At 57.7% G+C, this 12,161-nt stretch carries 12 protein-coding genes and 1 tRNA gene; 5 read left to right on the forward strand and 8 right to left on the reverse strand.

The features are described from left to right. Positions 1 to 39: 39 nt before the first annotated feature. Together PG896_RS07290 and PG896_RS07295 are read right to left on the reverse strand one after the other, a co-directional pair. Positions 40 to 279, reverse strand: coding sequence for an HTH-like domain-containing protein (locus PG896_RS07290; RefSeq protein ID WP_103858993.1), 240 nt, complete (start codon positions 277 to 279; stop codon positions 40 to 42). A gap of 146 nt (positions 280 to 425) precedes the next feature. Further along, complete coding sequence (locus PG896_RS07295) at positions 426 to 854, reverse strand: hypothetical protein (RefSeq protein ID WP_103858994.1); 429 nt, start codon at positions 852 to 854, stop codon at positions 426 to 428. 374 nt (positions 855 to 1,228) lie between these two features. Between PG896_RS07295 and PG896_RS07300 the strand changes: the two genes are divergently transcribed. After that, positions 1,229 to 1,390, forward strand: a complete 162-nt coding sequence (locus PG896_RS07300) for a hypothetical protein (RefSeq protein WP_270835566.1) — start codon at positions 1,229 to 1,231, stop codon at positions 1,388 to 1,390. 44 nt (positions 1,391 to 1,434) lie between these two features. Here PG896_RS07300 and PG896_RS07305 read toward each other — a convergent pair whose 3' ends face one another. Next, entirely contained in the window at positions 1,435 to 1,623 is a 189-nt protein-coding gene (locus PG896_RS07305; protein WP_270835567.1) for a DUF3283 family protein, read from the reverse strand. A gap of 116 nt (positions 1,624 to 1,739) precedes the next feature. Between PG896_RS07305 and umuD the strand changes: the two genes are divergently transcribed. From umuD to PG896_RS07320, 3 genes are all read left to right on the forward strand, one after another. Beyond that, on the forward strand, positions 1,740 to 2,183 hold the full coding sequence (gene umuD, locus PG896_RS07310; protein WP_201871431.1) for a translesion error-prone DNA polymerase V autoproteolytic subunit: 444 nt from the start codon (positions 1,740 to 1,742) through the stop codon (positions 2,181 to 2,183). Then, complete coding sequence (gene umuC / locus PG896_RS07315) at positions 2,164 to 3,423, forward strand: translesion error-prone DNA polymerase V subunit UmuC (RefSeq protein ID WP_270835573.1); 1,260 nt, start codon at positions 2,164 to 2,166, stop codon at positions 3,421 to 3,423. Before umuD ends, umuC begins: the two co-directional genes overlap by 20 nt. Before the next feature lie 191 nt (positions 3,424 to 3,614). Then, positions 3,615 to 4,811, forward strand: coding sequence for a J domain-containing protein (locus tag PG896_RS07320; RefSeq protein ID WP_042649079.1), 1,197 nt, complete (start codon positions 3,615 to 3,617; stop codon positions 4,809 to 4,811). A gap of 198 nt (positions 4,812 to 5,009) precedes the next feature. On the opposite strand, the gene PG896_RS07325 is transcribed toward PG896_RS07320, so the two are convergent. Together PG896_RS07325 and PG896_RS07330 are read right to left on the reverse strand one after the other, a co-directional pair. After that, positions 5,010 to 6,434 (reverse strand): hypothetical protein, encoded by a 1,425-nt coding sequence (locus PG896_RS07325; RefSeq protein ID WP_042649080.1) that lies wholly within the window; start codon positions 6,432 to 6,434, stop codon positions 5,010 to 5,012. A 524-nt stretch (positions 6,435 to 6,958) separates the two neighbouring features. Beyond that, positions 6,959 to 7,046 (reverse strand) — tRNA-Ser (locus tag PG896_RS07330). Between the two features lie 198 nt (positions 7,047 to 7,244). Here PG896_RS07330 and PG896_RS07335 point away from each other — a divergent pair. Then, the gene (locus PG896_RS07335) at positions 7,245 to 7,994 is read left to right on the forward strand and encodes a DsbA family protein (protein ID WP_103858963.1); all 750 of its coding nucleotides are present in this window, start codon (positions 7,245 to 7,247) and stop codon (positions 7,992 to 7,994) included. Positions 7,995 to 8,168: 174 nt separating this feature from the next. On the opposite strand, the gene galE is transcribed toward PG896_RS07335, so the two are convergent. The 3 genes from galE to hcp form a co-directional block, all read right to left on the reverse strand. Further along, a complete protein-coding gene (galE, locus tag PG896_RS07340; RefSeq protein ID WP_270835568.1) occupies positions 8,169 to 9,194 on the reverse strand; it encodes a UDP-glucose 4-epimerase GalE in 1,026 nt (341 codons plus the stop codon). Positions 9,195 to 9,279: 85 nt separating this feature from the next. Continuing rightward, complete coding sequence (locus tag PG896_RS07345; protein WP_180911162.1) at positions 9,280 to 10,299, reverse strand: hybrid-cluster NAD(P)-dependent oxidoreductase; 1,020 nt, start codon at positions 10,297 to 10,299, stop codon at positions 9,280 to 9,282. 100 nt (positions 10,300 to 10,399) lie between these two features. After that, positions 10,400 to 12,049 carry a hydroxylamine reductase gene (gene hcp / locus PG896_RS07350; protein WP_270835569.1) on the reverse strand — a complete coding sequence of 550 codons (1,650 nt, stop codon included), beginning with the start codon at positions 12,047 to 12,049 and terminating at the stop codon, positions 10,400 to 10,402. Between the last annotated feature and the right edge of the window lie 112 nt (positions 12,050 to 12,161).

Here is a 12,161-nt window from a genome sequence, read left to right on the forward strand (position 1 = left end):
ATCGATGGTCTGGCAGATAACGGGCTGGGGTAGGCAATGTCAGATCTTGGCTGGATCGAGCCCTGCCGCTTTCAAACGTGCAGTGAGGTTACGCATCTTGCTAAATTCGGTGCCAAGACTCTCTTTGAGTTCCACTTTTTCGCAAAACTCTTTAGCCGTCACGTGCTTGAGTTCGTCGGCATACTTGAGCATTTGCAGGTGCATTTCGACCATGTATTGCTTGCGAGGTGCAGCTAACAAGGCACTTTTGATCTGCTGGTAGATCTCTTCCTCAGTCACTCAGGGACTCCAAATCGGCAGGGCACAGCTAATTTAGCTAAATTAGCTTGCAGCCCCCTAAATGGCAAGACTGAAAAGTCTCAAATGTGACTTTCAACTCATACAACAGAACGCATTTACAGTGCATTCTCAGGCAAGATGCCCCATCACTCTCCTTCGAGAACCGCAGGCGGCGCACTCTGACCATCACACCTGACTTGCCCCAGGGAGTTGGTGCGACAGATGGTGCCATCGGAGGCGCGCAGGTTGCCGAGGCTATCCTTGCGCCAGGTGACCGTATCGCCGGTACCCGGATTGCTAACGCGCACATTGCCCAGGCTGTCTTTGCGATAGGTGGCGCCTTCGCTGCTGCGGACATTGCCGAGGGAATCTTTACGCCAAGTGGTGCCACTTTGCGAGTCTCTGACGTTACCGAGACTGTCTTTCCGCAGGGTGCCGCTCTTGCCATCGTCACACTGGTAGCGGGTATTGCCGAGGCTGTCTTTACGATAGGTGCAGTCAGCGGCCCCAGCACTCTGGGCCACCAGCAGCAACAATAAGACCGCACTGAACACAGTGCTAGATAAGAGTGACATTTCATGTCCTTGGGGCGGATTTTCAAGTTGGCTCAGTATATGTCGTCTGTATACTCATGCCGATACTGGTTACATTAACATGTCGCATTTTGGAGCACATATGCCCCCTAAGGCTCAATGCTGTTCAGATAAGCACTTTTTTGACTGATTATTCATAAATTGGATTTGAGTTGAGGGGGCAAGGCTGTGTCCAGTCGATCTTCCTCCAGCCTTTATCCAGCGGGGCTTGCAATAGAAAGAGGGAGGCATCATGCCTCCCTCGCTTTTTTGTCCTGATACTACGTGGACTGGAACTCAAATTCTCTTAAGTGAACAGCATTGCCCCTAAGGCTCTCACTTGGGATCAGACCCTGCGCTTTCGACTACTTGAGATCGTGCTGCTATGGGAAGGCCGTCTTACCACCAATCACCTCTGCACCGCCTTCAACATAGGACAGCATCCGCTGCTCTACCCGCTGGTGCTGGCAAACCGGGACGAGTTGGTAGCCAAGGGCTGCATCTTCAAGCTCCGAAGCCCGGATTTGCGTGAGAGTTAAGGGACTTAGAGTGTTCCCAGAATAAAAACATGACTACAGGAAGGCTAGCCCCGTTTGTACCTACTTACTTGCTCAAGAAAGTAGCTGCCCAGTTCACCCTTATGCTGGCTTGCTTCGCTTTCTGCGCTGGCCAAGTGACCGTTGCGCTCCTTCCATACCGCATATGCGGCGGCCTTCTCGACCTCGATCCGTTCTTGTTGCTCTTTCGGTAGGGCACACAGATTGTGACTCATACTGATCTCTTTGTTATTTGTTGGCGCCATGGTACGTCATCAGTGGCATGCGGGACTTGCGCTGGTTCAAAGGTGGTGCGCTATAATGCCTGTATATAAATACAGGTGTTGTTACCATGAAGCTGTTAACCCCAGACCCATCACCCGCCGAGGTGACCATTCCGCTGTTCTTGCACCGCGTCTCTTGCGGCTTTCCCAGCCCAGCCAGCGACTATCTGGAAGGGAAGTTGGACCTCAACACCCACTGCGTGGCGCACCCTGCCGCAACCTTCTATCTGCGTGCCGAGGGGGAGAGCATGACCGGGGTCGGCATCTTTCCCGGTGACTTGCTGGTGGTCGATAAGAGCCTCACCCCACGCCATGGTGATGTGGTGATTGCACTACTCGATGGCTGCTTCACGGTAAAGACCTTGCAGCTCAAGCCGAGGTTGCGGCTGTTGCCAGCCAATCCGGCGTTCGCGCCTATCGACCCTTGTATGAGCCTCTCCCTGGAGTTGTTCGGAGTGGTCACCCATGTGATTGGCAATCTGAGGCAGCGTGATAGCTATAGCGATCGTTGATGTAAACAACTTCTACGCCAGCTGTGAGCGGCTGTTTCGCCCTGAGCTGCGTGGCCGCCCGATCGTGGTGCTCTCCAACAACGATGGATGCGTGGTGTCGCGCAGCCCTGAAGCCAAGGCGATGGGTATCAAGATGGCCGGGCCCTACTTCAAGATCCGCGAGCAGTTCGAGGCGCATGGCGGGGTGGCATTCAGCTCCAACTACGCGCTCTACGGCGATATGTCTGGCAGGGTGATGAGCACGTTGGAGACCATGGCCCCTGAGCTGGAGGTCTACTCCATCGATGAAGCATTCCTGTCACTGTCGGAGTCGTTTGCCGGGGACCTGACCGCCTATGGACAACAGATCCGGCAGCGAGTGTGGCAGTGGACCGGCCTCACGGTAGGGGTTGGGATCGGCCCCACCAAGACCCTCGCCAAGCTGGCCAACTATGCAGCCAAGAAGTGGCCTGCCACGGGCGGCGTCGTGGACTTGCGTGACGAGCTGCGCCGTGCCCGGCTGATGGCTATCACCCCGGTGGACGAGGTGTGGGGCATAGGGCGGCGCTTGGGGGCCAAGTTGGCGGCACAAGGCATCAACACCGTGGCAGACCTGGTGGCCAGTGATGCCAAAGGGTTGCGCGCCCAATACGGCGTGGTGGTCGAGCGGATCGTACAGGAGCTGCGTGGCCTGCCTTGCGCGGAGCTGACCGTTGAACCGGTGGCGAAGCAGCAGATCCTCTCGAGCCGTTCCTTTGGTGAGCGCGTGACTGACCGTGGGGAAATGGCCCAAGCGTTGTCAGGCTTTATGGCTCGCGCTGCCGAGAAGTTGCGGGCCGAGGGAATGTGTTGCCAGCGGGTGCATCTGTTCGTGCGAACCAGCCCCTTTGACGAACGAGCTCCTTACTACAGTGAGCAGGCTGGCGTCCGACTGGTCTGCCCTAGCGATGATACCCGGTTGCTGCTGCAGCAAGTGAACGTGCTGCTACCGCAGATTTGGCGCGACGGTTACCGCTATCAGAAGGGGGGCGTCATGCTGAGTGAGTTCACCCCCAAGGGGCAACAACAGGCAGATCTGTTTGCCCCGTCCTCCGCTCAATCGGACGCGCTGATGGCAGTGATGGACCAGATCAAAGCCAAGGGATTGGGGCGAGTAGGCTTTGCCAGCCAAGGTACGGGGTCGCCTGAGTGGATGATGCGACAAGAGCTCCTGAGCCCCTGTTACACCACCCGCTGGGAGGACCTGCCGGTGGCCAGGTAAGTGGATACAGTAATGTGCCTACCGTTTGCTAGATGTGGTACCCCACGTGGTACCCCAATACGAGGTTTTAGGATGATTTCTCAAGATCGACAAGTCGCGGCAGCAGACCGCGAGGATAGGCGCATCTCCTCCCCTCTGATAATCTGCCGTGGCCACGGTAGCCAACTATCCCGTTTTCATTTGGAGTTTTCATGTCACTGACCAAGAGTAAAACCTCGGCCAAGCGAAAAAAAGCCGAGCCGCGCCACGAGAGTCCGGCCCTTGCCTATTTTCATCGCCAGTGGCAGGCCATCGAAAAGCTGCAGGCCAAGCTGGCCAAACAGGAGCAAGAGGGGGCGGATATCTATCAGCGCTTTGTCAGCGACATTGAGCCTCTGGAGCGTGAGCAGTGTGGGCTGATTTTTCAGCTTTGCCAGCGGCTGGCCGGTTTCACCGCCCGCAAAAGTTTTACCCAGTGGCAGCGCGAGATGCTCCATGGCTGGATTGATGAATTGATGGGGTATCTTGAATCCAACCCGTTTCGGGGGGAGCTGGATCTGGAGTCACTCTATATGGCGGTGCAAGCGGGCAGCGTCAGCCAGCTCGATGATGATCAGCTCGAGGCGAGCTGCGATTTTATCACTGACATGCTGCAAGAGGCGTTTGGCGAGAGCCCCGATGATATCGAGCTGCTGCGCGAGATGGTCAGAAATCCCGAGAAGCTGCGCGACTATATGCAAGCCCAGGCCCAAAAACAGGGCGGTGATGAGCATGAGTGGGACGACGACGCGCCGGACTGTGGCGATGACCCCTTTGCCAATGACGAGGCTTTCGCACGTTGGCAGGATCATCATGACATGGCCGATCCGGATGAGGTTGCCAGGGTTGAGCAACTGCTCGATAACTCAAGCCTTAAGCAGCTCTATCGCAAGCTGGCTATGACGCTGCACCCGGATCGGGAGCAAGACCCGGTCAAGCGTGAAGAGAAGAGCCGCCTGATGGGCGAGCTCAGCCATGCGTGGGAAACGCGGGATATGTTTACTCTGTTGCACCTGGCTCACACCCATCTGCCCGAGGCAGACAAGCTGCTGAGTGAAGAGAATCTGGTGGCCATCAATCCGGCGCTCTGGCAGAAAAAACGTGAGCTCGAGATCTGCTTTTATAGTGGCCCGGAGGGAGTGCAAGGGGTTATCTTGCACAAGTTTAAACAGCGCTCGAAGAAGAAGACCGATCTCGCGTTCGAGGAGCATCAGCACTATCTACAGCGGGATATCAAGCAGTTGCATGGACAACTGGCGACCATCACCACCCTTGCAACCCTCAAACCCTATCTGGCCGAGCGCTGGGACGCACGTCAGCACGCCATCTGGGATGAAGAGCCGGACTTTGATGAGATCTTCTTTCGATAACACTTTTTTCGAAAACACATTTTTTGAAAACACCTATTTCGAAAACAAGAGAGAGCCAATGGCTCTCTCTTGTTTTGGGTAGCTTGAAGGATGTCGTGGCAATGAGACATCCAGATGAGTGCTATCGAGGCGCTGGACAGCCAAGGGCGCATGGAACACCAGCACAAGCTGACTGACCGAGTGAAAGGTGTTAGCGCCTTATTTATTCTCGGCCTGATACTGCACACCGCTCGCCGACATGGTAATGGCCGGTAGCTTTTGACGAACCGCCTCCCAAAAGCTGCTCTTGCGTTTGTGCTGCTGATAAAGCTGATTCAGATACTCCTGTGGCGAACAGAGAGGTCTCTCTCCATCCTCTTGTTCTACCTTTAAGGCCGCCTGATAATCCAGGCTCTTTTTCAGATCCGAGGCTGCCCCCGTGTAGTAGGTGCTCTTGCCCTGATTAACGACATTGGCCACCAATTGACGACGTAGCCGCACTGCCACCACGATAAATCCCTGCTGATAGAGGCGGCTCGACCAGGTTCGTACGGTTGAACCAGCAAGGAGTGAGAGATCCTCCTGCAAGTCTGCATCTGTACATTGCTCAAGCCGTTGTGCCAGTTGTGGCCATGCATCAACCTCCTCCAACAGCAACAAGACCTCGCGTAGCCCCCATGATTCGGCAATGGCAACAAACTGGCCTAATGCTACTTCTCTAGGCTCATCTCCACTTTGGCAATAACTCGCAAAAAACGAGTTTGCCCGTGTGCTAGCAAACGCGCGTAATGCCTGAGCATGAGCGTCAGCTCGGCGTCCCTCTTCCAGATAGGCCCGGATCAACACTTGATGCCACAGGTTCAATTGGCGGTGGCGCTGCAACAGAGCCGAGTCCATTGCCTCTAATACCGCGATGGCTTGATCGGCGCGTAATTCGTCGGTCAGCAGTCTGGCATAGTCAATCTGCTGACGGGGGTGGCTAAAGAGACCAGCCTGTTGCACCGAGTCAAAGAATGCAATATCACGCAACTCAAAGCTCAACCCCAACGCCTCTGGCAATAGACCTGCCGCCGCATAGTTATCGCGCAAGGCTCGCATCACTGGGGAGCCGAGCACATCACGGTAATCAAACAGGCAAGTAATGCTGATCGATGGATCAATGTCTGACAATCCGTCACGTAATCGACGAGCCAGCACCTCTGGGGGGACAGACTCTCGTTGAGCAGCGATCGCCATCAACCACTGTTCGACCAGCGCAAGATGGTAGTCCTCCCAGCTGCCACTGGATGTATCCATCTTTTCATACAAGGCTCTGGCATTCGCCAGCAACTCGAGGGCGAAGAGTTCTCCCTCCCTTGGAGAGGCGACGATCCCCTTGGCCAGCAACGGAATAAACTGATTTTGCAAGGTATCGAAGAAGGCATCCACCTCCTTATAATCCCAGGAAGGGGGGCGACGAGTGAGCTTGCTATACTCTTTTTTTGCCAATGCCAATAAGGCATCCTCAGCAGTAAGGTACTGGTTAATCAGGTGCTTTTTTGCGAGGGGAAGATGCGTTGCCAGGTCAAGCACGATAGCCAACAGCTCGGCTTGGCTTTTGCTTTCCAGTTTACTCAATTGCGCTTTGGTTAATATTCGTGCCATCAGCTGAACTACCCATTATCAGGTCTATCTAATCGAACATTGTGCCTGAGACCGATATAGATGCCTATCCATTGGAGCGACATCCCCCGGATGACAGAGACCATAAAGAACACATGGTTAAGAAACCATGTCTACGTCGCTGGAGGCGCTCAGCAATGAACACCTGCAAGAGCAAGCCACCAAGGCCCGATTTGCTGCTCGTATCCTTCATGCCCACTTTCTGGCACAACGTAGCGAACACCAGTGGTGGTACCCATCAAGATTGGCCGCAACGAGCCGTGTCCCTTTGGCTGCGGCTAGAAGTACAAGCAGTGCTGTTTGCACTGACCAACACAATAGATAGCAAGAGAGGGCCATTGGCCCTCTCTTGCTTTGGTTAAACTGAAAGGAGTAACGACGATGACCTGTCCAAAGAAATGCTATCGAGGAGCAGGACAGCCAACACCTAATGGCATACTCACTGGCATACCAAAAATCTCAGATACAAAAAAGCCCAACCGAATCAATCAGTTGGGCTATATATATGGCGGAGGAGGTGGGATTTGAACCCACGGATGGTCGCCCATCGCCGGTTTTCAAGACCGGTGCATTCAGCCGCTCTGCCACCCCTCCGCAGCAGTGCGACGCATATTACCCATGCCCCCAGCCCTTGTAAATCCCCACTCCGTTTGTTTGCCCATTTATTGGGCTATCTGGCGCACAAAACCGGCAAAACCGCTACAAACCGTGCTTTTTCAAGCGTATGGCTTGACTTGAAAACAGACTCACCCACTATAGGGGCCACTACCACATCCCCAGCAAGATGGACTTATGAGAATCAAACATGCCCTGTTCGCCGCCCTGACCGGCGCGACCCTGCTTGCGGCGCCCGTGCAGGCGAGCGAGCTGACCAAGAGCGATGTCGAGCAGATCGTGCGCGACTATCTGGTCAAGAATCCGGAGATCCTGGTCGAGATGTCCAACGCCCTGCGTGCCAAGCAGGAGAGCCAGCAGGCCGAGAACGACAAGACGCTGATAGAAGCCCATGCCAAGCAGCTCTTCGCCAACCAGGATCCCGAGAGCGGCAATCCCAAGGGCAGCCTGACGGTGGTGGAGTTCTTCGACTACAACTGCGGCTACTGCAAGCGCGCTCATCCTCTCATTCAGCAACTGCTCTCTGAGGACAAGGAGATCCGCTACATCTACAAGCAGTTCCCCATCCTGAGCGAAACCTCCTACTACGCCGCCCGCGCGGCGCTGGCGGTGAAGCTCGGCCAGCCCGACAAATACCAGACCTTCCACGACAAGCTGTACGCCCATCAGGGGCCCCTCTCCGACGAAGCCCAGGTGAAAGACATCGCCAGAGCCGCCGGCGTGGACTGGAGCAAGGTCGAGGCGAAGATCAAGGACGGCAGCATCGATCAGAATCTGGGTACCAACCGGGCGCTGGCCGAAGCCATGGCTATTTCCGGCACCCCGGCCTTCATCATCGGCGATCAGATCCTGCGCGGCGCACCGCGGGATCTGGCCAGCCTCAAGGCCATCATCAAGGATGTCCGCGCCGGCAAGAGCATTCAGTAACCCGCGCGTTGTGCATGAAAAAACGCCCCGGCATGCCGGGGCGTTTTGCTATTCATGCTGCAAACCATCAGGTCTGATGGGCCGTCGCGAGAAGCTGTCAGCAAGGCGAAGAGCAGCGCAGGGACCCGAGTTTATATGAATAAATGAGGTTCCTGAGCAGCGCATGACCCTTGATCACGGCTTCGCAGCAGGGCCATAACCGTTCGGGTTCTGGCTTTGCCAGCGCCAGGTATCCACCATCATCTGCTCCAGACCCCGCTCAGCCTGCCAGCCCAGCTCGTCACGGGCCAGGGCCGGTTCAGCCCAGCACTCGGCAATGTCGCCGGGGCGACGGGGCTTGATCTGGTAGGGAATGGCACGGCCACTGGCTGCCTCGAACGCCTTGACCATCTCCAGCACGGAATAGCCCTGACCGGTGCCGAGGTTATAGGTGAAGACGCCGGTATCACTCTTGATGCGGGCCAACGCTTTGAGGTGACCGATGGCGAGATCCACCACGTGGATATAGTCGCGCACCCCGGTGCCGTCCGGGGTCGGATAGTCGTTGCCAAAGACCCCCAGCTCCTTGAGCTTGCCCACGCCGACCTGACTGATGTAAGGCAGCAGGTTGTTGGGGATGCCGTTGGGATCTTCACCGATGAGGCCGCTCTCGTGAGCCCCCACCGGGTTGAAGTAGCGCAGCAGCACGATGGCCCAGCGAGGATCGGATTTGGAGAGGTCACGCAGGATCTCTTCAACCATCAGCTTGGAGCGGCCATAGGGGTTGGTGGCGCTGGTGGGGAAATCTTCCCGCAGGGGTACCGAGGCCGGATCCCCATAGACGGTGGCCGAGGAGCTGAACACCAGCCGGAACACGCCGGCCCTGGCCATCTCTTCGCACAGCACCAGGGTGCCGGTCACGTTGTTCTGATAGTAGGTGAGCGGGATCTGGCCGGATTCCCCCACCGCCTTGAGGCCGGCGAAGTGGATCACCGACTCAATCTTGTGGGTGGCAAACAGCCGTTGCAGGCAGGCTCTGTCCAGAATGTCCCCTTCCACGAAGGTGACCGGCTTGCCGGTGATCCGCTCGACCCGCTTGAGAGACTCGGGGGAAGCGTTGGAGAGGTTGTCCAGTACTACGACCTGCTGCCCGGTACCAAGCAGCTCGACCAGGGTGTGGGAACCGATGTAACCGGCTCCCCCCGTCACCAGAATTGTCATTTTTTATCCCGTACTTTGCTGAAACTGGGGTTAAGTCTACCCGCACGACCCGCCCGGGAAAAGCTCGGGATACCAATGACGCCCGTCAATACTCCAGGCTCACATCCCCTCTGGCGGTGCAGGAACAGGCCAGCGCCACCCCGTTCTCGAGGTCCTGCGCGCTCAGGGTCATCACGCTCTGGCGCTCGATTTCGCCTTCCGTGGTGCAGCGACAGGCGCCGCACACCCCGGCGCGGCAAGCGGCCATCATGGTCTCCCCCGCCCCCTCCAGTGCCGCCAGCAGGGTCTGGCCAGGCAGTATCTTCACTTTCTTGCCGCTCTTTTTGAGGGTCAGCCAGAAGTGGTCGCTATCGGCCGCAACTGGCGCCGCGCTTGAGGCCACCCCAGGCAGGCCGAACGACTCCTGATGCAACTGCTCGGGGGGCAGCCCGAGCCCGGCCAGCATCTCGCTCACCACCGCCATATAGGGGGCTGGCCCGCACAGATAGACATGGCGGCTCAAGAGATCCGGCGCCAATTCCTTGAGCATCCCCGGTGTGAGCCGGCCAACCCAGGGATGAGCCGTTGGCTCCTCTTCCCCTACTTTCTCCAGCACTAAAGCATGGCGCACACCGGCATGAGCCTCGGCCAGTGAAGCCAGTTCCCTCGCGAAGATCACATCCCCGGGGGTTCTGGCGCTGTGAATAAAGCGGATATCGGCGTCCGGTCGCTTGGCGAGCTCGTCCCGCAGCATGGCCCACATGGGGGTGATGCCGGAGCCGGCGCTGAGCAGCAGCGGCCGCTCGCAGGGGAACGCGGTCAGGTGGAAATCGCCGAAGGGGCCGTCTACCCGGATCTCGTCCCCCACTTGCAGGCTCTGGTGCAGATGGTGAGAGACCAGCCCCACATCCTTGATGGTGACCTGCCAGAAAGGATCCTGCGGGCTGGAGGAGAGGGTGTAGGCGCGGCAGTGAGGCTTGCCGTCAATCATCGTGTGCAGGGTGACGCACTGGCCGGCCAGCACGGAGGGCAGGTCACCAGCCAGGGGTTCAAATTGCCAGCTCGCCACGTCGTGGGTCTCTGCCCGGCGGGCTATACAGCGCAGGCTCAAAGAGGTGGAGGTCATCGCAAGGCTCCTCTTGCTCGGAAATAGCGTTGAAAAAAGGCGAGCCATCAGGCTCGCCAAAGGCTTACAACATGCTGAGCGTGTAAGGCTGTATCTTTGCTCAGGCCGCCAGGATCTCGGCGAGATCCGCGTCTGCCGTGGTGGTTCCTTTCAGGCCGAACTGCTCCTCCAGCACCTTGAGCAGGGCCGGGGTGAGGAAGGCCGGGGCGGTCGGGCCGGTGCGGATGTCCTTCACGCCGAGCGCCAGCAGGGTGAGCAAAATGACGATGGCTTTTTGCTCGAACCAGGAGAGCACCAGGGTCAGGGGCAGATCGTTGACGCCGCACTCGAACGCGTCGGCGAGCGCCAGCGCCAGCTGGATGGCAGAGTAGGCATCGTTGCACTGACCCACGTCCAGCAGGCGCGGAATGCCGCCGATGTTGCCGAAATCGAGCTTGTTGAACTTGTACTTGCCGCAGCCCAGGGTCAGTAGCAGGCTGTCCTGCGGGATCGCCTTGGCAAACTCGGTGTAGTAGGCGCGCTCGGCACGGTCGCCGTCACATCCCCCCACCAGGAAGAAGTGGCTGATTTCGCCAGCCTTGACTTTGTCGATCACTGCGGGAGCGGCCTGCATCAGGGCGTTGCGGGCAAAACCGATGGTAATGAAGTGCTCCAGCTCAACGTGCTTGAAGCCTTCCAGCGCTTGCGCCTTGGCGACCACGGCGGAGAAATCTTCCCCTTCCAGGTGGGTCACGCCCGGCCAGCCGACGATGGAGCGGGTGAAGATGCGATCGCTGTAGTTGCCCACGTTCGGGTCGATGATGCAGTTGGAGGTCATCACCACGGCGCCCGGGAAGTTGGCAAACTCCTTCTGCTGGTTCTGCCAGGCGGAGCCGTAGTTACCCACCAGGTGCGGGTACTGCTTGAAGAAGGGGTAGGCCAGGGCCGGCAGCATCTCGCCGTGGGTGTAGACATTGATGCCGGTGCCCCTGGTCTGCTCCAGGATGAGCTTGAGATCCACCATGTCGTGACCGGAGACCAGAATGCACTTGCCCGGTACCGGAGTGACGCGTACCTGGGTCGGCTCGGGGTGGCCGAAGGCGGTGGTTTCACCGAGATCCAGCATCTCCATGATCTTGAAGTTCAGCAGGCCAATATCCATGGCGCACTTGAACAGGGGATCCAGATCGCAGGGATCCGTGCCGAGCCAACTCATGATGCGATGGAATTCGGCGGCGACCCCGGCATCCTGCTGATCCAGCACCCGGGCGTGTTCCATGTAGGCGGCGGCCCCCTTGAGGCCGTAGAGGCAGAGCAGGCGCAGCCCCATGATGTCTTCGTTGACGTCGTTCTTGCCCCGGTTGACCGCGGTCTGCGGCGCCTGGGCAAGCTGGGCCAGCAGATCGGCACCCGGCTCGAAGCTGGCCGCGGCGGGCAGTGTGTCGGCCTGCACCGCCAGCGGTGCCAGCTTGGCGGCCAGTTGCTGGCGATAGGCCAGCGCCTGGTTGACGTAGGCGACGATGCGAGCGGAGTCGAAGTTGACGTTGGTGAGGGTGGCAAAGAACGCCTTGGGCACGAAAGCGTCTATTTCGCTGTCGACGATGCCGTGCTCGCGGGCCGCCAGGGCCCAGGCGCTGAGCCCTTGCAGGGTATAGATCAGCACATCCTGCAGATCAGAAGTTTCAGCCGTCTTGCCGCACATGCCTTGTGCATAGGCGCAGCCGTTGCCTGCCGGGGTACGAATAGTCTGTTCACATTGCACACAAAACATCATGTCTCTCCTAATTGGACATTTCAGTTATCTGTTTTGTGGCGATTCTATTCCGCTCCTGGAAAACTTAATAGGCATTCAATTTACCAATTAACATTTCATTGATGCAGAT

Origin of the sequence: Aeromonas sp. QDB30 (assembly GCF_027707645.1) — a bacterium.
Taxonomy (GTDB): Bacteria; Pseudomonadota; Gammaproteobacteria; order Enterobacterales; family Aeromonadaceae; genus Aeromonas; species Aeromonas caviae.